Annotated in this window: 18 protein-coding genes, 3 tRNA genes, 1 pseudogene and 1 riboswitch; of the genes and pseudogenes, 5 read left to right on the top strand and 17 right to left on the bottom strand. The window is 36.6% G+C overall.

Going from position 1 to position 20,791, the window contains the following annotated elements:
• The 4 genes from AC1DJR_RS01395 to AC1DJR_RS01380 all read right to left on the bottom strand — a co-directional run.
• Positions 1 to 801, bottom strand: an 801-nt coding sequence (locus AC1DJR_RS01395) for a DUF3981 domain-containing protein (protein ID WP_477001887.1), incomplete at its 3' end; no start/stop codon positions are given.
• Between the two features lie 90 nt (positions 802 to 891).
• Positions 892 to 1,425, bottom strand: coding sequence for an MFS transporter (locus AC1DJR_RS01390; protein WP_002091456.1), 534 nt, complete (start codon positions 1,423 to 1,425; stop codon positions 892 to 894).
• Positions 1,422 to 2,858, bottom strand: coding sequence for an FAD-binding protein (locus AC1DJR_RS01385; protein ID WP_429687638.1), 1,437 nt, complete (start codon positions 2,856 to 2,858; stop codon positions 1,422 to 1,424). The genes AC1DJR_RS01390 and AC1DJR_RS01385 overlap by 4 nt, the downstream gene beginning before the upstream one ends.
• A 112-nt stretch (positions 2,859 to 2,970) precedes the next feature.
• On the bottom strand, positions 2,971 to 3,735 hold the full coding sequence (locus AC1DJR_RS01380) for a DUF6612 family protein (RefSeq protein ID WP_044440635.1): 765 nt from the start codon (positions 3,733 to 3,735) through the stop codon (positions 2,971 to 2,973).
• 145 nt (positions 3,736 to 3,880) lie between these two features.
• Here AC1DJR_RS01380 and AC1DJR_RS01375 point away from each other — a divergent pair, with 145 nt between their 5' ends.
• The 4 genes from AC1DJR_RS01375 (at position 3,881) to AC1DJR_RS01360 (ending at position 7,577) form a co-directional block, all read left to right on the top strand.
• A complete protein-coding gene (locus AC1DJR_RS01375; protein WP_477001886.1) occupies positions 3,881 to 4,789 on the top strand; it encodes an NAD(P)-dependent alcohol dehydrogenase in 909 nt (302 codons plus the stop codon).
• An 80-nt stretch (positions 4,790 to 4,869) separates the two neighbouring features.
• A riboswitch (SAM riboswitch) is annotated at positions 4,870 to 4,983 on the top strand.
• Positions 4,984 to 5,068: 85 nt separating this feature from the next.
• The gene (locus tag AC1DJR_RS01370) at positions 5,069 to 5,881 is read left to right on the top strand and encodes a MetQ/NlpA family ABC transporter substrate-binding protein (protein ID WP_477001885.1); all 813 of its coding nucleotides are present in this window, start codon (positions 5,069 to 5,071) and stop codon (positions 5,879 to 5,881) included.
• A gap of 12 nt (positions 5,882 to 5,893) precedes the next feature.
• Positions 5,894 to 6,934 (top strand): methionine ABC transporter ATP-binding protein, encoded by a 1,041-nt coding sequence (locus AC1DJR_RS01365; protein WP_477001884.1) that lies wholly within the window; start codon positions 5,894 to 5,896, stop codon positions 6,932 to 6,934.
• On the top strand, positions 6,909 to 7,577 hold the full coding sequence (locus AC1DJR_RS01360) for a methionine ABC transporter permease (RefSeq protein ID WP_477001883.1): 669 nt from the start codon (positions 6,909 to 6,911) through the stop codon (positions 7,575 to 7,577). Before AC1DJR_RS01365 ends, AC1DJR_RS01360 begins: the two co-directional genes overlap by 26 nt.
• 48 nt (positions 7,578 to 7,625) lie before the next feature.
• Here the strand turns inward: AC1DJR_RS01360 and AC1DJR_RS01355 are convergent, their stop codons facing one another.
• On the bottom strand, positions 7,626 to 8,402 hold the full coding sequence (locus AC1DJR_RS01355) for an SDR family oxidoreductase (protein ID WP_477001882.1): 777 nt from the start codon (positions 8,400 to 8,402) through the stop codon (positions 7,626 to 7,628).
• A gap of 374 nt (positions 8,403 to 8,776) precedes the next feature.
• Between AC1DJR_RS01355 and AC1DJR_RS01350 the strand changes: the two genes are divergently transcribed.
• Complete coding sequence (locus AC1DJR_RS01350; RefSeq protein ID WP_131247778.1) at positions 8,777 to 9,283, top strand: DoxX family membrane protein; 507 nt, start codon at positions 8,777 to 8,779, stop codon at positions 9,281 to 9,283.
• Between the two features lie 181 nt (positions 9,284 to 9,464).
• On the opposite strand, the gene AC1DJR_RS01345 is transcribed toward AC1DJR_RS01350, so the two are convergent.
• The 12 genes and pseudogenes from AC1DJR_RS01345 to AC1DJR_RS01290 form a co-directional block, all read right to left on the bottom strand.
• Positions 9,465 to 11,423 (bottom strand): S9 family peptidase, encoded by a 1,959-nt coding sequence (locus AC1DJR_RS01345; protein WP_477001881.1) that lies wholly within the window; start codon positions 11,421 to 11,423, stop codon positions 9,465 to 9,467.
• Between the two features lie 147 nt (positions 11,424 to 11,570).
• Positions 11,571 to 11,729, bottom strand: a complete 159-nt coding sequence (locus tag AC1DJR_RS01340; RefSeq protein WP_235610166.1) for a hypothetical protein — start codon at positions 11,727 to 11,729, stop codon at positions 11,571 to 11,573.
• Between the two features lie 111 nt (positions 11,730 to 11,840).
• The gene (glmS, locus tag AC1DJR_RS01335; protein WP_002139926.1) at positions 11,841 to 13,643 is read right to left on the bottom strand and encodes a glutamine--fructose-6-phosphate transaminase (isomerizing); all 1,803 of its coding nucleotides are present in this window, start codon (positions 13,641 to 13,643) and stop codon (positions 11,841 to 11,843) included.
• A 12-nt stretch (positions 13,644 to 13,655) separates the two neighbouring features.
• A pseudogene (locus tag AC1DJR_RS01330) lies at positions 13,656 to 13,841 on the bottom strand (hypothetical protein).
• 285 nt (positions 13,842 to 14,126) lie between these two features.
• Positions 14,127 to 15,473, bottom strand: a complete 1,347-nt coding sequence (glmM, locus tag AC1DJR_RS01325) for a phosphoglucosamine mutase (RefSeq protein ID WP_477001880.1) — start codon at positions 15,471 to 15,473, stop codon at positions 14,127 to 14,129.
• The gene (locus tag AC1DJR_RS01320) at positions 15,466 to 16,983 is read right to left on the bottom strand and encodes a CdaR family protein (RefSeq protein WP_477001879.1); all 1,518 of its coding nucleotides are present in this window, start codon (positions 16,981 to 16,983) and stop codon (positions 15,466 to 15,468) included. The genes glmM and AC1DJR_RS01320 overlap by 8 nt, the downstream gene beginning before the upstream one ends.
• Complete coding sequence (cdaA, locus tag AC1DJR_RS01315; RefSeq protein WP_002091475.1) at positions 16,976 to 17,797, bottom strand: diadenylate cyclase CdaA; 822 nt, start codon at positions 17,795 to 17,797, stop codon at positions 16,976 to 16,978. The genes AC1DJR_RS01320 and cdaA overlap by 8 nt, the downstream gene beginning before the upstream one ends.
• A 248-nt stretch (positions 17,798 to 18,045) precedes the next feature.
• Positions 18,046 to 18,939, bottom strand: coding sequence for an arginase (gene rocF, locus AC1DJR_RS01310; protein WP_002029355.1), 894 nt, complete (start codon positions 18,937 to 18,939; stop codon positions 18,046 to 18,048).
• Positions 18,940 to 19,209: 270 nt separating this feature from the next.
• Positions 19,210 to 20,355 (bottom strand): glycerate kinase, encoded by a 1,146-nt coding sequence (locus tag AC1DJR_RS01305; protein ID WP_477001878.1) that lies wholly within the window; start codon positions 20,353 to 20,355, stop codon positions 19,210 to 19,212.
• A 125-nt stretch (positions 20,356 to 20,480) separates the two neighbouring features.
• Positions 20,481 to 20,553: transfer RNA gene (locus tag AC1DJR_RS01300), tRNA-Ala, on the bottom strand.
• 10 nt (positions 20,554 to 20,563) lie between these two features.
• Positions 20,564 to 20,635: transfer RNA gene (locus AC1DJR_RS01295), tRNA-Gly, on the bottom strand.
• Positions 20,636 to 20,640: 5 nt separating this feature from the next.
• Positions 20,641 to 20,716 (bottom strand) — tRNA-Lys (locus tag AC1DJR_RS01290).
• Positions 20,717 to 20,791 lie beyond the last annotated feature (75 nt).

The raw sequence follows: 20,791 nt of genomic DNA, 5'->3' as shown, positions 1-20,791 counted from the left end.
CGGTTTTCCTTTATCATCAACTTCAAATTTAGGTTTCCCTTTAAAAACTAAATCTGGCTCTGCTTTTCGAACGACACGTTCTAATTTATTACCGAAAAACATGCTCGGCACATATTTCATTTTATAACCAAGATGCAGTTTCGCTTCCGCATCAGGATTCGTACCTGACATTGTTACGTAACCTGGAATTGTTTCCGCTTTACGTGCTTTAAAAAATCCTGAAACTTCTATCGGTGCTACATACAAGGCTTCACCATTTACCATTTGTGGCGTTAATTCCCCTAGCTCAAAATAAGCTACTTTCGGAATATCACCAAATACCTTTTTCATTTTATTTTCCGCTGTTTTAGGCGGCACTGTAAACGGCTGATCATTTTCAGTAAATGGCTCTGAAATATCTTTCTCTACCTTCACGACCGAATCATATTTCTTTTGCGAGATTACTATATCGTGCAAATAACCAAAATAGCCGTAACTTGCGAGTAAAACAAACATTAGAAGTCCTTTTAACGTACCTTCTAATTTCCCTACCTGCTCTTGTGAGAATAAAACAAGCCCAATTAAAATCGCTACTGCAACAGAATAATGAGTAAGAATAGAATCTGCTCGATCATCAATTAGCCAGAAATATTCATAGATTGCAATACCTATCCAAAATAAAACAGGAATAACTAAAATAGATGATTTCTTACCCTTTACAACTTTCTCATTTCCTCCTTTATCCACCGCGCGAATTTTATTACCGCTTCTAGTCCATGGRATCAAAAAYAAAGTGAGAATAGCTAAAACTATAAATTTCATCAAAGGCAATGTCCCCTTTTCTTTTGTCTTCTCYATAAGTATAACAAATAAAGGGTAATCAGGTAAAAATGGGAATRGAAATACTTTTAATTACTTATCACCGCGGCTTAATACAAATCCACTAACTACATATAAMACTGAAGCAATGTAAAAAATAGTCCCTATCGTAAAGAARTCCACTAGGTAACCAGTTGCAATTATAGCTACTCCGCCCCCAATTGATGTCCATACATGGTATTTTCCAATTTCGTAACCAGCTTCCTTATGCGCTACCTTTCGTGCTAACGATGTCTTCTCCGTATTACGCTGCACAGCACCTAAAATACCCATTAAAATTTGGAGAATGTATACATGCCAAACTTCTGTTGCAATAGGAAAAAAAAGCATTAATATAGCCATGGACCATGCGTATATAATTAATAACTTTCTATCACCTACCCTATCAGAGATTCTTCCAACTAACGGATATACTAGAGCTGAAGTTAAGGCAAATAAGCCGTACGCCCAGCCAAATTGCGAGAAACTATTTCCTACATTTCGAAGCAATAGTATATAAAAAGGAAATACCATACTACCCGCCATCATAATAATGCTTTGTGAGGCTACAAATCTTCTATATGTCATTTGCTATACTCCTTATAAAATAAATTCACAAACCTTTCCTCTGGGTCTACTTCCTTCTTCTTCTGAAGGAATTCTTCTATGCGAGGATACGCTTTCTTTAGTTGCTCCTTTTCCGGATAAGAATAATACGGTAAATAATAACTTCCATTATGCTTTAACGTAACATCAATCATCTTTTGAATGACCACTTTTGTTTTCTTTATTTCATCTTCAGAACGCCCTTGATTAATTAGAAGCACAAGCGCAAACATATCATCTTTCGCATAAGATAGCACCGCATTCTCATTCTTTTCTACATAGCGGATTGTGATGTTAAGAAGGTTTAATTCCTCTTCATTTAAAACACTTCGCAAATCATCTATATACTCTGCAAAACCATCTATCGGTACAAAGTACTCTTGTAAAACTTCGGTCAAGTTTGGATTATCGTATTCCATAAAAGCACTATCAGATCTCATTACGTTATTTCGCGTTTCGTACTTACCATCTGTACGTTCAAAATAACTTCTTTGTATGTCCCAAAATGCGCCCTTTCCCCAGTCACTATAACGTGATAACCCGAGCAAAAATTTCGGCGCAGCTATAATATTTTCTTCTTTTAATTTGCTGTACTCTTTCAACTTCTGTTGATCTTCTGCCAGTACATAATCTGTCACATACATCTCTTTTAAAAATGAATTTGGGGCAACAGAAATACGTGCTAAATGCATACGTATATTCTCATCCCTTCGCACTTTATTCTTAAAGTATGAAGAGTATTCTTTATAATCTAGTACYTTCGTRTGCGTTTCATACAATTCATCGTTTGTTAACTGTAGCGTCACATCTAAAATCACACCAAATAATCCATATCCCCCAATTACATACGGAAACAAGTCAGCATTTTCTTCTCTATTTACATTACGCACCGTACCATCTACCATTAACAATCTGAACGACTCTACTGTATCAATCAATGCTTCATGACGAATATCACGCCCATGTACATTTACACTTAATGAACCACCAACAGTAAAAATATTTTGAGATTGCATCACTTGAACTGCAAGACCATATGGATTGATTTTCTTTTGAATGTCATTCCATGTGACACCGCTTTGCACCCTAATCCTCTTCTTCTCCGGATCGAATTCTAATATTTCATTATATCCTTTCATATCAAGCATCGTACCGTTCGGATAATACGTCTGTCCGCCTTGGCTATGTTGCATACCTGCAATAGAAATCTTCTCTCCAGAAACATTTGCATCTTGCACTAACTGTTTTAATGAACGTTCATCCTCAGCATTTTCAACACGTTTAATTTTCGTTGGAAGCAACTTTCCTACATCGCTCATAATAGGATGTTCTAGTTGCTCTTTATATGTATTTATAGATGTCGCAAGCAACACTGTATAAGCTACAATGACCACCGCTATCTTTCTTTTTTTCAAATGACACTCTCCTCTTCCACAGTTTTCCCTCTTCATATTGTACCTATTTTCCTAAGAAGAAAGTATAAAAAAGAGAGGGCACCTTATTTTAGGTCCCCCCTGATCAAAACTGTTACTTTGCTGCCGGCAATTGTATTGGGTCGAACTTTTCGTACGACGTATATTTTGCATTCGTAATAATGTGTGCCTTATCCTTACCATTACTACTCATAATCATATCTATCTTCGCTGATTCATATTTAAAATCTTTTGTAATGATATATTCTGCATCCACTTCTTCTATCTTCGCATTTTGTGCTTGTAACATTTTCTTCTGCGTTTCATCCATGCTAGTTAACATACTTTCTGTTTCTTGCCCTTTTAATGTAAATTTCAGTTTATATTTATCTCCGCTTTTCTCCATCTTCATTTTATCTAAAACTACTGCTGGTACTTCTAAATTATCTATAATATCTTGAGTCGCTTTCATTCCACCAGCGTTTAATTGCTCCTCTGGTACGGTTATAACTTCTCCTGTATTAGGGTTTTTCACCTCACCAGCAACTTTACCATCCACAGTATACACTACAACATCTGTACCAGAAATATTCATTTCAGAACGAGAATTCTTTGTCTTTGGCTCTAATTGCATCTTAGCCTTTAATATATCCATCTCTGTTCCCTCAGCTTTTAACCCTACATCATATGTCATCGTTACATTTTCTTCATTTTTAAAAGCTTCGTTCGTTTTCTTGAAAACATCCTTCGCTTCTAATTCCTTTTCTTTTTGCATGGCTTCTTTTTTCGGTTCATCAGTCTTTGTTGTTTTCTCATTGCTACACCCTACCCCTAGACTGATTGCAAGCACTAAACTTGAAATAAAAATATTTTTTTTCATAACGTCGCCCCCTTTCCCAAAATAATATCACCTCTTTCCCTATGAAATCTATACAATTTTCAATCTATATTCGCTATATAGCGACATGTTTAATGAAGATTTTAAATATGATGTAAATAACAACAACTCATTTCAGGAGGTCATTATGAAGGCGATCATTTGCACACAGTATGGACCACCTAACGTTCTYMAGCTTCAARAYRTARAGAAACCYACWCCTAAAAAGAAYGAAGTRTTARTTAARATTCACGCAACAAGTGTAACGACTGGAGATTGTAGAATACGCGGCTTTAATAGCCCCCTCTTATTTTGGATTCCTATGCGGATCATATTAGGTTTCAGAAAACCGAGAAAACCTGTACTCGGCGTAGAGTTATCCGGTGAAATCGAAGAAGTAGGAACAGATGTAACTCAATTTAAAAAAGGTGATCCAATTTTTGCATTAACAGAACTAAACCTCGGTGGTTATGCCGAGTACACATGCGTACATGAAAGTGGATTAATAACATTAAAACCTACCAATGTGACGTATGAAGAAGCGGCAGTTATTCCTTTTGGTGGAACTTCAGCATTACATTTCCTGAGAAAGGGCCGTATAAAAAAAGGGCAACAAGTGCTCATATATGGTGCCTCCGGATCAGTAGGAACAGCTGCTGTACAACTTGCTAAATATTTCGGCGCGACCGTTACGGCTGTTTGTAGTAATTCAAATTTTGAACTCGTGCAATCTTTAGGAACTGATAAAGTAATTGATTATACGAAAGAAGATTTTACTAAGCAAGGCAAATGCTACGATATTATATTTGATGCAGTTGGGAAGTATAAAAAATCCCTTTGTACAAATACATTAACACCCAATGGAAAATATGTATCTGTTAATGGAATGATGGCCAAGGTAAGTAAAGAGGATATGATTCTATTAAAAAAACTAGTCGAAACGGAAAAACTAAAGCCCGTTATTGATAGAACTTACCGATTAGAAGAAATTGCTGAAGCTCATATGTATGTGGAAAAGGGACATAAAAAAGGGAACGTTTCGATTACCTTAAAATAAAATATATTCAGAAAATAAYATTGACAATTCYTTTTGTAAGATTTACTATTAGTACCATATTWAAAAACTACATACACATACTCTTATCAAGAGTGGCGGAGGGACTGGCCCGATGATGCCCGGCAACCGAGCTTATAACGTATAAGCTAAGGTGCTAATTCCTGCAGAACGATTTTCGTTTTGGAAGATAAGAGAGGAACCTATTTCGTCTATTCGGCACCTCTCTTATTTTTGAGAGGTGCTTTTTATTTTGGAACGTATATTAAGGGGGAATTATAGATGAAAAAGRTRTTATTAAGTATTGTAAGTGGAGCKGTATTATTGTTAGGYGCATGTGGTGCTAATTCTGATAAAGAGGTAAAAGCATTAGATGAGAAAAAGATTACTGTCGGCGTAACGGGTGGACCGCATGAACAAATTTTTGAAAAGGTAAAAGAAGTGGCAGCAAAAGATGGTCTCGAAATTGATGTAAAGGTATTTAATGATTATGTAGCACCAAACGTATCTTTAGATGAAAAAAGCCTCGATGTAAATAGCTATCAAACTAAATCTTATTTAGACGTATTTAAAGCTGAACGCAACATGAAATTAACCGAAGTATTTTCCACAGTAACATTCCCTATGGGTGTATATTCTAAAAGCTTAAAAGATGTAAAAGAATTAAAAGAGGGCGATGCAATCGCTGTCCCAAATGATCCAACAAATGAGCTTCGTGCTTTAAAGCTATTTGGAAAAGCAGGTGTTTTAAAGGTTGATCCAAAAGCTACAGAAAAAGCGACTGCAAAAGATGTAATTGAAAACCCGAAAAATTTAAAGATTGTTGAATTAGAGGCATCTCAATTACCAACACAGCTAAGTGAAGTAAAGGCAGCTGCAATTAATACAAACTTTGCATTAGGTGCAAAATTAAGYCCAGCGAAAGATTCTATTTTCCGCGAAGGAAAAGATTCACCATATGTGAAYTGGGTCGTTGTTCGTACTGAAAATAAAGATGATGCTGTTGTTAATAAATTAAAGAAAGCTTATCAATCTAAAGAAGTAAAAGATTTCATTGAGAAAAAATTCGATGGTTCTGTTTTACCGTCTTGGTAGGAGCTGACTATAATGATTGAATTAAAAAACGTCTCCAAAGTATTTACAACAAAAAAAGGGAATGTTGAGGCTCTTAAATCAACTTCCCTTAAAGTAAAAAAGGGCGAAGTATTTGGAATCATCGGATATAGTGGCGCTGGTAAAAGTACATTAATCCGTTGTGTAAATTTATTAGAAAAACCAACGACAGGAGATATCATTGTAAATGAACAAGAGTTAACAACCTTATCGACAAAAGAACTCGCAAAGGCGAGAAAAAAGATCGGCATGATTTTTCAAGGATTCAATTTACTTAAAACCGTTACCGTTTATGAAAATATCGCACTACCCTTACGYCTATCTGGTCTTCCCAAAAATGAAATTGAAAAAAGGGTAGAAAAGTATTTACGCATTGTTGATCTCTTTAATAAAAAAGATGCCTATCCAAGTGAATTATCTGGTGGTCAAAAACAACGTGTAGCGATCGCTCGCGCACTATCTCATGAGCCTGAAGTTTTATTAAGTGATGAAGCAACGAGCGCATTAGATCCGGAAACGACCGATTCTATCCTTGATTTATTATTAAAGATCAACGAAGAAATCGGAATTACGATTTTGCTAATTACACACGAAATGAATGTCATCCAGCGTATTTGTGACCAAGTTGCTGTAATGGAACATGGGGCGGTAGTCGAAAGTGGAACCGTAAAAGATATTTTCACAAACCCACAACATGTAACAACGAAGAAATTTGTAAATAGCGCGTTTGCAGCTAAAATTCCAGAAGATGTACAGAAAGAACTACAAAGCACCGGGGAAATCGTAACACTTTCATTTATAGGAACCGCTTCAGGAGAACCAGCGTTAGCTRTCGCTACAAAACGTTTCCACGTATATCCKAATATTTTATCAGGCAATATTACGCAGTTAAAACATGAGGCATATGGGAAACTGACCGTTCATATGCAAGGTGAAAAAAATGAAGTACACCGTGCCTTATCATTTTTACAAGAACAAGGGATCATCGTAGAAGGAGGTAGAACAGATTATGGGAAACAAGTCCTTTTTGGATGAGTGGGGTAACGTAATATGGGAAGCAACAATTCAAACATTTCAAATGACATCTATTTCACTACTTATCTCTATTCTTATTGCATTACCACTAGGCGTCACACTTGTTTTAACGAGACCTGGTGGACAGCGAGAAAATAAAATTATCTATCCTATTCTTAATACAGTTATTAATATCATTCGTTCTCTTCCATTTATCATTCTATTATTCTTCATTTTACCTTTTACAAAGTTTCTAATGGGAACGTCCATTGGCGTACAAGGTGTTATCGTACCACTTGTTGTCTTCACAGCCCCTTACATTGCCCGTTTAATGGAAACTGCTTTATTAGAAGTGGATCGCGGTGTCATTGAAGCATATCAAGCAATGGGAGTCTCTACTTTAAAAATTATTTGGCACGTTATGGTTAAAGAAGCTCGASCGTCTCTCGTACTTGGATTAACAATCGCAACGATCGGCTTAATCGGTGCAACAGCAATGGCTGGACTTGTAGGTGCTGGCGGCCTTGGTGATTTAGCATATCGATTCGGACATTTACGCTACGAACCTGAAGTAATGTATGCAACAGTCTTTATTTTGATTATCCTCGTTCAAGGATTACAGTCTTTAGGGAATGGTGTTGCACGAAGATTGAAGAAAGATTAAAAAGAAGGTATCTCATTTCAATGAGATACCTTCTTTTTAATTATAAAATTATCTCTTAAATCCACCTTCTGAATGAATAAYTTGCCCTGTAATCCATTCGGCTTCTTCGCTCACTAAAAACTTAATAAGCCTTGCTGCATCCTTTGGCTCACCAATTCTGCCGAAAGGAAACATCGGTCTTAATCCTTGCTTTATCTCCTCAGTCATCCATCCTGTACTAGTTGGACCTGGATTAATTGCATTCACTGTTATCCCTAAATGGGCCACTTCCGCTGACAACGTACTAGTAAGAGCGTCAATTGCTCCCTTCGTTGTTGCATACGCTAATTCTCCTGCCATAGGTCCTTTAAATTGTCCCGACGTCATATTCACAATTCTACCACCAGATTTCTTATCAAAACCTTGGGCAAATTGACTACTTAACAATGTAGTCGCACGAACATTTACCATGTAGTGCTTATCTAGTTCTTCAGCAGTCAAATTAGAGAAATCATTATTTGTAGAATATGCTGCATTATTAATTAATATATGAGGGTACCCTAATTGTTCAGTAACTTTATTTATAAGCTGATTTGATGCATTATTCTGAGTTAGATCTAACTCCATGCTCGATACTTTGACACCGTTTTGTATCAACTTTTCTTTTAATTGTATTTGTTCATTTTTATCAACGCCCCAAGGCATCTCTTTATCGTATTCTGTCCAATACGTAAAAAATATATCGTATCCAGCCTCTGCTAACTCCGTGCAAATAGCTGCTCCTATACCGTCTAGACGACTTACACCTGTAACAACAGCTACTTTATTTTTCAATTGATTCATCATATACTCCTCCAAGTTTAAAGGACGCATATTTTATATAAGAGATATAAATTTCCCCACATAGGCATCTACCCTTACAAAGGGGATGTACAAGCTAAATATGCAGTCCTTGAATGATTTACAGATAGCTAAATAAACCCTCACTTACGAGAGAAAAATTCATCTATCTAATTTCTAATCATTACAAGTTCATCCACATATCTACTCTTTGCCTCCTTTTGATATATCTCTATTATTAGTCTACCAAAATAGATGAAATGTTACAAAAAATAAAACAATTACTCCTAACCTATCTTTGTTCACATTTCCTCCATTGTGAATTTATTCACAATGGATATATAATAAACATGTAAATACAATACATTGGAGGGATTTCAATGGTTATCAATTTTTTAAGAACTGATAAACGCGCTACTTTCGTATTATTATTTTTACGACTTTACATAGGATATGCATGGCTCGCTGCTGGAATAGGAAAAGTTTTTGGACAGTCTTTTGATGCAAGTGGTTTTCTAAAAGGAGCTATCGCTCAAGCATCAGGTGATCACCCTGCAGTACAAGGTTGGTGGGCAGATTTTCTTCAACATTTTGTTCTTCCAAACGCAGACCTATTTAGCTTTTTAGTTCAATGGGGAGAAATTTTAGTAGGGCTAGGTTTGATTTTAGGTGGATTAACAAAAACAGCTGCATTTTTCGGCATCATAATGAACCTTTCATTTTTATTAAGCGGAACTGTTAGTGTAAACCCAAACCTACTTATTTTAACTATGTTCATTTTAGTTGCAGGACATAATGCTGGACGTATTGGATTAGATGGTTATGTTTTCCCAAAACTTTTCAAAAAAAATAACCGTGAAGCATATAAATTAAGTAAAACTGCATAAGAATAGTTCATCTTTTAAATATAAATAAGGAAAGAGCCTACATTCAGGCTCTTTTCTCATTTACACCAAAACATTTCACAGTTTGCCTTATCCGAAATGTKAAACTCAATCATATATAACCGAATAAATGTGTACGACTTTATTTCAAGCACCTAAAAAGCTTAAAGACTAAAACAAGCCATTATAAAACCCTAAATTCTTTCATACTTTCTCCAAGAATATAGTGTGAAAACCACATCAAATTCTGCTTCATAATAGCCACATTAATTCCTGGCTGGTCAGAACTATATGCCATTCCTTTAAAAATAATTAATTCTGTATCAACTTCCATATCCCTTAACCCTTGATATAGCTCATATGCATTGGAAGTTGGAATYCTTGCATCCTTTTCGCCATGTTGGATTAAGGTAGGCGTACAGGCTGATTTAATATATGTCATTGGCGATGTTTTCGTATATATATCTGGATCATTCCATGGAGTATTTCCTAAATGCATTCTAATAAAGTAAGGGATATCTGTATTTACATAATGGGTACTCCAGTTAGTAATTCCGCCCCCAACTGAAATAGCTTTAAATCTATTACTAAACGTAGAACAGAAGGCTGATATATATCCTCCGTTACTCCATCCCATAACTCCTACTCTATCTTTATCTACACTCCCTTGCTCAACTAGTTTATCCACTCCAGATATAACATCATCGTAGTCAGCAATTCCCTGTTTTCTATAGTTGGCTTTTAAGAACTCATTACCATAGCCAGAACTTCCTCTATAGTTTGGCTCTAAAACTATAAAGCCTTTTTCGATAAACTGCTCAATCGGATATTTCTCATTAAAACAGTCTGAGAATATCGGAAAAGATGCCCAAGCCGGACCACCATGGATTACTACTAATAAGGGATATTTTTTGTTGGCATCAAAATCTACTGGGGTTGATAAAACACCCTCTATTTCAAGACCATCACTACTTTGCCATGAGATTATTTCCCTGTTACTTTTCAGCTTCCCTTTAAAAAGGCTATTTTCATCCGTTATTTTTTTATCGTCTAAATAGATTTCAAAGGTTTCATTTGTTATAGCCTTACTATAGGATATATGATTTCCATCCCTTGTTATAGAAGCATCCATTATAAAGCCATCTACTTTGTCACTTAACATTTCCACAGTGCCATCCTCACATAGCAATCCAATACGATAGTTAGTTTTATCCTGCCATCTAATTAAAATTCCTTTAGCTGTCCATCGTAACGGAATAACCGTACTATCAAAATCTGTTAAAGGATGAATTAGCTCGCCATTATTAATATCATATATCTCTACTGTACTGTCTTGTATATGGGTCTTATAGTAATCTTTCTCCCTTATGCTTGCTGAGTAACATATTTTGCTGCCCTCAGGAGAAAAGCAAATGCTCCCGCCCAACAACTTATCTACATTCACCTTTTGTAGTTCCTCAGCTTCAACATCTAATATGTATAGATCACCATTCATATGATCGTTTAGGCTTGGTGTAGCCATAAATACAACCTTTGTTCCATCATTTGAAATATCAAAGTTATGTATATAAAAATCCTTACCCTCCGTTAATTGATAAACACCGCTAATTTCTCGTTCCCCTTTATCATTTTGTATCACTTTTTCTATTTCAATGTAGTATAAACAATTATTCTGGTGTTCCTTACCTATATGTTGAAAATCTCCATATAGTTCCTTACGTTTCTTTATCTCCTCGCATTCTTTTGACTGYGCAACATAATAAAAASCYTTRCCAGTAGGCTCCCATTTRAAWKTACTGACCCCTTCTTTCTCATCAGTAATTTGWAMCWCRCYATAACCATCTAKTGACTTAACAAAGATTTGATTTTTCCCATTACCGACAGGGCTAAGGTATGCAATATCCCTAGAATTTGGAGACCATAACGAGCATGTACTATCTATATCCCCAKTTGTTAATGGGTAACTCTGCCCCTTATCTTTTTCATATACCCATACATGATTCCTATATGTATTGTCTTTCCAGTTAGYYGTCTTCTTAACAAATGCTACATTTTTGCCATCGTCACTTATGTTTGTACTTGATAAGGTTGGTAATGAAATAATCTCTTCTATACTTAAATATGTTTTTTCTTTCACCTTCATTAATAAACCCCCTYGTAATGTCTAGTAATCTAATTTGTTCAATAAAGTGAAACTTTAATCAGTGTTTTTTTCCATCAACGAATATCTGAAATAACAACAGAAAATTCAGTTAAATAAAAGTAGTTCCGTCCCAAATCCGATAAAACCTCATGCTGTCTGCCGGTTTTTATACTTTTCAAATCCCACTGACCGATCTAATGAGGGATCATCTTGAATTTCAAGACAAGGCTGATAATCTCTCCCACTGCCAGTTCCTTGCCCCTCTTTAATCCACTTATCGATTTTAGATGTTCTTTTTTTCGACACAAAAATGCCCCTTTAGATAATCATATCCAAAGGGGCAAAGCTTCACAACTTTTTTATAAACGTCGTGACTTTATTTTAAATTTACAATAATCTAGTTACTCTACCAATCTCCTACTCAACAGTAACAGATTTAGCTAAGTTACGTGGCTTATCAACGTCACATTCGCGGTGAAGCGCTGCGTAGTATGAGATAAGTTGGAATGGAATAACTGCTACTAGCGGTGCTAGTGCTTCGTGTACAGCTGGTAATACGAAGCTGTCACCTTCCATTTCTAAGCCTTTCATTGAGATGATACATGGGTTAGCTCCGCGTGCTACTACTTCTTTCACGTTACCACGAATTCCAAGGTTTACGTGCTCTTGTGTAGCAAGTGCGATAACTGGTGTACCGTTTTCGATTAAGGCAATTGTACCGTGTTTTAATTCTCCTCCAGCAAATCCTTCTGCTTGGATGTAAGAGATTTCTTTTAGTTTTAACGCACCTTCTAAACCTACGAAGAAGTCTACGCTACGTCCGATGAAGAAGCAGTTACGCGTTGTTGCTAAAAATTGTTTTGCTAATGCGTCCATCTCTTCTTTTTGATCACAAAGTACTACCATTGCATTTGCTACAAGTCCTAATTCATGTGTTAAATCGAAATCAAGAACCTCACCTTTCGCTTTTGCAATGTCAGCCGCTAAGATTGAAAGTACTGCAAGCTGTGCTGTGTATGCTTTCGTCGATGCAACTGCGATTTCTGGTCCTGCATATAAAGGAAGTGTATAATCAGCTTCACGAGAAAGCGTAGAACCAGGTACGTTTGTAATTGTTAATGCTTTATGACCCATTTCATTTGTTTGCACAAGTACTGCACGGCTATCAGCTGTTTCACCACTTTGTGAAATGTAAATGAAGAATGGTCTTTCTGTTAATAATGGCATGTTGTAAGAGAATTCACTTGCTACATGTACTTCAACTGGTACTTTCGCAAATTTCTCAATGAATTGCTTTCCAACAAGACCTGCATGATAACTTGTTCCACATGCAATGATGTAAATGCGATCGCTATCTAAAATTGCGTTACGGATATCTTGATCTAATTCAATTTCGCCATTTTCATCTTGGTACTTTTGAATAATATTACGGATTACAAGTGGTTGCTCGTCGATTTCTTTTAGCATGAAATGAGGATACGTTCCTTTTTCAATATCACTTGCGTCTAATTCCGCTGTAAACGGTGCACGTTCAATCGTTTCACCTTGTAAGTTTTTAATTGTAATGCTTTCTTTTGTTACGATTACCATTTCTTTATCCATTAACTCGATAAATTGATCTGTAACTTGTAACATCGCCATAGCGTCGCTTGCAATAACATTAAAGTTATCACCAGCACCTACTAATAGCGGGCTTTTGTTTTTAGCAACATAAATCATGTTTGGATTTTCAGCATCAAGTAGTCCGATTGCGTAAGAACCATGTAAAAGAGATAACGTTTTTCGGAACGCATCTTCTACACTTAGTCCTGTACTTACTTGTTGTTCCATAAGCTGCACGATAATTTCTGTATCTGTTTCACTTACGAACGTTACATCTTGTAAATATTCTTTTTTCACTAATTCATAGTTTTCAATTACACCGTTATGAACTAGTGTAAAGCGTTTTGATGTACTTTGATGCGGATGCGCGTTTAATTTGCTTGGAACACCGTGTGTAGCCCAGCGTGTATGACCGATTCCCACGCTTGCTGCTACATTCTCTTCTACGACTTCGCGAAGTTTTGCAATACGGCCTTTTTCTTTGTATACAATAACACCGTTCTCTGCTTGTACTGCAATACCTGCTGAATCATATCCGCGATATTCTAGCTTTTCTAAACCTTTTAATAAAATTTCCTTTGCATCTTGCTCTCCAATAAATCCTACGATTCCACACATGTTTAGTCGCCGTTACAAATGCTTACACTGCTCTGCGAACATGTAACGACATAGTCCGATACCATTTTTATTTATACTAAAAAACGGATTACATATTGCTAGCCCTGTAAGCTTGTAACGGCTTTCACCTTCCTCTCGATTGGGTTAAAGTCCGTATATACTTATACAGCTAGTATTCATCCGTTCCTTTTCTCTCATCACACTTTCACCTTTGTCCACTAAGTCACCTTAATGTTTTAAGTAAAAGATTGCGGTTGTGATGAACAACCGGGAGTCATCCGCCGAAATCTCGATAAACTCCACCTCGTCAACTACACTACTTGTAGTTCTGGCGCTTTTATAATTTACAATATTTCCTTTGAGAAAAAGAACAAGACCATCGTATAACAAACAATATAAATCGTCAATGAAATTTTTTTCATTGTCTATAAAACATATGAAAAAGGAGCACTTTTTGTGCTCCTTTTAAATAAAATCGGCTAATTATTCAACGCCAACTTCAGCTTTCACAACTTCTACAATACGATGTACATACCCATCACAAATTTCTTGTGTCGGTGCTTCTGCCATTACACGAATAAGTGGTTCTGTTCCAGATGGACGAACAAGAATACGACCGTCTCCGTTCATTTCTTCCTCTACAACACGAATAATTYCTTTAATTTTCTCATTTTCTAGTGCTAGTTTCTTATCTGTTACACGAACGTTTACTAGTAATTGTGGGAATTTTGTCATCTCGCCTGCAAGCTCAGATAATGGCTTTTTCGTCATTTTCATGATGTTTACAAGTTGAAGTGCACTTAACATTCCATCACCAGTTGTAATGTAATCAAGTAAGATAATATGACCTGATTGTTCTCCGCCCAGGTTATATCCACCACGTTTCATCTCTTCCATTACGTAGCGATCACCAACTGCTGTTTTATCACTTGTAATATTGTTTGCTTCAAGCGCTTTGTAGAAACCTAAGTTACTCATAACTGTTGAAACAACTGTATTATGTTTCAATTGACCAGTTTCTTTCATATACTTCGCGCAAATAAACATAATTTGATCGCCATCAACGATGTTTCCTTTTTCGTCTACTGCGATTAAACGGTCTCCGTCACCATCAAAAGCAAGACCAATGTCAGCACCTTTTTCTTTTACTAATTCAGCTAACACTTCTGGATGCGTAGAACCTACTCCAGCGTTAATATTCATACCGTTCGGTGAAGTTCCCATTGTTGAAATATCAGCTTCTAAATCTGCAAATAAATATGGAGCTAAAGAAGATGTAGCACCATGTGCACAATCTAAAGCAATATGTAAACCAGAAAAATCTTCCTCTACAGTTTGTTTAATGTATTGTAAATATTTTTGTCCACCTTCAAAGTAATCACTCACTTGTCCAAGGTTAGTACCTGTTGGACGTGGTAGCTCATCAACTTCTTTGTCTAATAACGCTTCAATTTCTGCTTCTTGCTCATCTGTTAATTTAAATCCATCTGAACCGAAGAACTTAATTCCATTATCTTGTACTGGGTTATGAGATGCAGAGATCATAACACCTGCTTGCGCCCCTAAAGCTTTTGTTAAATAAGCCACACCTGGTGTAGAAATAACACCAAGGCGCATTACTTCCGCTCCAGTTGATAATAGGCCTGCTACTAAAGCTCCTTCTAGCATATGTCCAGATACACGTGTATCACGGCCAATAATTACTTTTGGACGATCTGTATCTTTTGTTAATACATAGCCGCCAAAACGTCCTATTTTAAAAGCTAATTCAGGTGTTAATTCCTTATTTGCAACCCCGCGTACTCCGTCTGTACCAAAATATTTACCCATTATTATTCGCTCCTTTTTCGTGCTCTTTTTGATTATCTACTGTTGGTTCTTGGCTCGTTTCTTGGCCATTTTCTTTTTCTTTGTCTTTTTCTTTTTCTTTTTCTTTTTCTTTTTCTTTTTCTTTGTCTTTTTCTTTTTCCTGATCCTTTTCTGGATCTGGTTCAGGATTTTTTGGTTTTTCAGTTTGATTTTCTTGATTGTTTTTTGAATCTGGTTGTTCAATATTACCCTGTACTTCTTTATCCGGCTTTTCTTTCTTCACAATTGTGACTTTAGCACTTTTTTGTTTTGCTTCTATCGAAATATTACCAGGACCACTCACTTGAATAGAAACATCTTTCGTCCCCGGAGATACATTTTGAAGATTAATCGCCGCTGTTATTTGAGCAGCTGTTATTTTATCTACTATACTTGCTTCTCCTGAAATATCAACGCTTATCTTTCCATCTTGTGGCGAAAGTAGCTGCGCAGTAACATCATTCGGAATTCCACTTTTTTGAATCGGGATACCATCAATAGTTTTACTTTTCGTTTGTTTTACCTTTTGTACCCCTACGGAAACCTTCACTTGATTTGGTTTTGCACTTGTTACACCTTTTGGCAATAAAACAGAGGCATCGAATGTTGTAGAATCCGTCAATTGACTAAAATCTACCTCGACCCCCTCTATAGATTGTATATTATCCAAAATGTCTTTTGGACCTGCTATCGTTACTTCTCTCGGCTCAACGCTAATATTTGTAACAGTCAATCCTTCTGGCAAACTCCCCTTTTTCGTATACGTCACAGGAACAGTTTTTTCAGTATTATTGGCCGTAGCTTGCGTCGCCACATTCAATGTTACACTAATTTTAGATGGACTCGTTCTTACATTTAAACGTTTTCCTTCTTTATTGTATAATGTAACTTCGGCTGTTTTTGTAACAGTTTTATTAACACCTTTTAAATCAATATACGCCTTAGCAGATGAAATACTTTCGATTTCTTCTTTCGTCCCAACTACCTCAACAGTATCAGGCTTAATGCTTGATTTTTCAATAGTAGTACCTGCTGGCATTTGATCTTCATTTGCTAATTTTAAGTCTACATGAACATACTTTTTCGCTTTTTCATGAAGAGTGACTTTAATTGTTGATGGCTGAACTGTCCCTTTCACATCATCTGGAAGCCCGTTCGCTTTTAAAGAAACTTCATAGGTTCCTACTGGACTGTCTCGCAAATCAACTGGTATATCAAATTGTTTTTTGTTTTTTGTTGCAGCAACCGCTGCTTTTGGGCCTTCTAATTTTACCTTGACTCCCTCTGATGGAATACCACTTACAATATACTTTTCTTCATCATACTTAAAGTTAATAGCATAATTAGTTAATGTTTCCTTCGCTTCATTTACGAAAGGTAGTATATTCGCTGTCGTATTTTTTTCAGTTAAAGTTGCTGACATAAAAAGCATACACGCCAATAGTAATGAGATTCCTTTTAAAAACCAATGATTCTCCATTAACTTATCCATGACGCTTTCTCCTCCAATTCCATAAAGACGAAGAAGTCGTTTTTTCGTTCCCACTAAATTCTGCTAACAACATGTCCTTCAGCTGTTCTGTCTTCAAATCACGATGTAACTCACCGTTTTTCGTTAAAGAAATTTGACCCGTTTCTTCCGACACAACTACTGTAATACTATCRGTRACTTCACTAACTCCCATTGCAGCGCGATGCCTAGTTCCTAACTCCTTAGAAATAAACGGGCTTTCTGATAACGGAAGGTAACATGCTGCTGCTTTAATTGTACTTCCCTGCATAATTACTGCTCCATCATGAAGAGGGGTATTAGGGATAAAAATATTAATGAGTAATTCCGATGATACATTTGCATTTAGCGGAATACCCGTTTCTACATAATCATCCATCCCAGTCTCTTTTGACAAAGTAATTAGTGCACCAATTCTACGTTTTCCCATATATTCCGTTGCTTTAGCTATCGCTGTTGCAACAATTTCAGGTTCATCTTCCCCCTGATTTCCCACACGCGAAAATAAGCTACCCCGTCCTAGCTGCTCAAGTGCTCTTCTCAATTCTGGCTGGAAGATAATAATAACGGCTAAAAATCCCCACGTTAATACTTGTTCCGTTAGCCAATATAGCGTATGCAATTCAAGTAAAATACTAATCATCCGGACGACAATAATAACTGTAATACCTTTTAAAAGTTGCACAGCCTTCGTGCCCCGAATTATAAGAATTAGCTTATATATAATAAACCATACAACAGCAATATCTAATGCCGTACTAAGATATTTCAAAATGGTCGTATCTTCAAAAGGCATGCTAACCCTTCCTCCTACTTACGAGCAATTCTATCCATATATTGAAATATTATTTTATGCTCTATCTGTATGTATTTCCAACAACTAGTTAATTATACCATACATGAACCAAACGACAATTACAAACGCCCCCCTTTAGCTTAAATTAGTAAGATGTCAAACTTTCTTATCCTACAGTATAATATAAGTCATTATTATACGCCTATTTTCAAATAAAAAAAGCAACTTCTCAGTTGCTTTTCTTACATTTATTTTAGTTTTTCACCGAACAAAGAACCCATTAAAGCAACCGCTGTTGTTGCTGTTCTGTTTCTCTCATCTAAAATTGTATTTACTTCAACAAATTCAGCAGATGTAACAATATCAGCTTCTGCTAACATCTCCATCGCTAAGTGGCTTTCACGATACGATAAACCACCAATTACAGGTGTTCCAACTCCTGGTGCGTCATGAGGATCAAGCCCATCTAAATCTAATGATAAATGAACACCGTCAGTATGAGATAAATACGCAATTGTTTCTTCCATAACAGCCGTCATACCCATACGATCAATTTCATGCATTGAGAATACTTTAATGCCTTCTTCACGAATAAAGTCCTTTTCTCCTTCATCTAATGCACGTGCACCTATAATTACAACGTTCTCTTTTTTTACTTTCGGGTATGCCCCGTATAAATCTACAAGTGAAGAATGTCCATAACCTAAACTTGCAGCAAGTGACATACCGTGAATATTTCCAGATGGTGATGTTTCTTCTGTATTTAAATCACCGTGTGCATCATACCAAATAACACCTAAATTTTTATAATGTTTCGCCACACCAGCTAGCGTACCGATAGCAATACTATGATCACCGCCTAATACAAGTGGAAAACGACCTTCTTCTATAATATGATCAACCTTAGTCGCTAGTTCATTACATACAGTTGCAACTTGAGTAAGGTTTCGTAACTTTGTATTTTCATCTACTTCTTTTTCTCTCTCTATACATATATCTCCCATATCTTTTACGTCATATCCAATTTGTTCAATTCTTTCAACTACCCCTGCATAACGGATCGCGCTTGGTCCCATATCAACCCCGCGACGCATCTGTCCTAAATCCATTGGAACTCCAATAACTGAGATTTCTTTTTTCATAGATAGTATCCCCCTTTTATGCCTTCACTAAATATTTTAAATCTTTTATATAGTCTGACTCAACTCGACATTTTTCTGCATGGATATACATTTTATTCACTTATATTTACGTTGGACTCCCGATTTTTAAACTATTCTATGTATAAAGTTAACTTAATGAACCAACTAACTTTTCTATCAGCTAATATTTTTATCCGTGCCTTTCTCCATCAATACCTAGAATTACACAAAATATCCTCAAATAACTGAATTTAAAAAACACTTCTACAYTTAGAAGCGTTTTTYTGATGCTAGTTTCCACACTGCTGCAATATTTYTCGCTGTCATTTCKATATTCTCTTCTRCCGCTTTATATGCTTCTTCTAATGTCATTGGRCTWGCYGTAATACTAAAYACTGCATCAATTCCCTTTTCATAAACAATTGTATAGTTCGGAGATACAGATCCACCAATAGCAATTACAGGAATATTACGGCATTTCGCCCGCTTCGCGACACCAACAGGAGCTTTTCCATAAGCTGTTTGTTCATCTATCCTTCCCTCACCAGTTACAATAAGATCGGCACCCTCTATACACTTATCAAAATTTGTATAATCTAATACAATTTCAATCCCTTTTCTTAGCTGTCCCTTTAGTACTGCAACGACAGCGGCTCCCATTCCTCCAGCTGCCCCTGCACCAGGTATTAGGGACACATCAAAAGATACGTACTGTTTAAGTATATTAGCATAATGTTTTAAATTCCCGTCTAGCTCTTTCATCATCTCTACATTCGCACCCTTTTGTCTCCCAAATACAAAAGACGCTCCCTTTGGTCCAACTAATGGATTGTCGACATCACATGCTGCTTCTAGCTTTATATCCTTCAAACGTGTATCCATACGAGAAAGGTTAAGAGCAGTAATCAAATGTAATGTTCCTCCAGAGGGCTCAATTACTTCACCTTTCCTATTAATAAACTCTACGCCTAAAGCAGACAACATACCTGCCCCACCATCATTTGTAGCACTTCCTCCAAGCCCTAAAATAATGTGTTTAGCTCCTTGATCTAATGCATGTAATATCAGTTCACCTGTCCCTTTTGTCGTTGTAATAAGTGGGTTTCTCTTTTCAATTGGAACGTGTTGTAATCCTGATGCTGCCGCCATTTCAATAAATGCTGTCTCCTTATCCTTAGACATACCATAATAGGCTTGCACACTCTCCCCAAGCGGCCCTGTCACATTAAGTGATATAATTCCCCCCATTGTAGCACCAACAAGAGATTCGACCGTTCCTTCACCTCCATCTCCAATTGGTACTTTAACGTACTCTGCTTTAGGAAAAACTGCTGCAAAACCCCTTTCAATAGCTTCACATACCTCTATAGCTTTCAGGCTTTCTTTATATGAATCCGATGCAATGACAACTTTCATAATTATCCCCCCTTATTCAATCCCTTTTTTTCATTTTAAACGATATACGGAAAAGTTTCCTTTTTGAGTGGAATTTAAACACAAAAAAAGCTTACATCATTTGATGTAAGCTTTTCCTATTTATATGGAGCCTAGCGGGATCGAACCGCTGACCTCCTGCGTGCAAGGCAGGCGCTCTCCCAGCTGAGCTAAGGCCCCTTAGTAATTAAGCGGAAGACGGGATTCGAACCCGCGACCCCAACCTTGGCAAGGTTGTATTCTACCACTGAACTACTTCCGCGAAAATGGTGAGCCATGAAGGATTCGAACCTTCGACCCTCTGATTAAAAGTCAGATGCTCTACCAACTGAGCTAATGGCTCGTAAATGGCTGGGCTAGCTGGATTCGAACCAGCGCATGACGGAGTCAAAGTCCGTTGCCTTACCGCTTGGCTATA

The organism is Bacillus sp. 05T31 (assembly GCF_056396725.1).
Note: the sequence above shows the minus strand (reverse complement) of the source record. Positions and strands in the feature narration are given on the sequence as shown.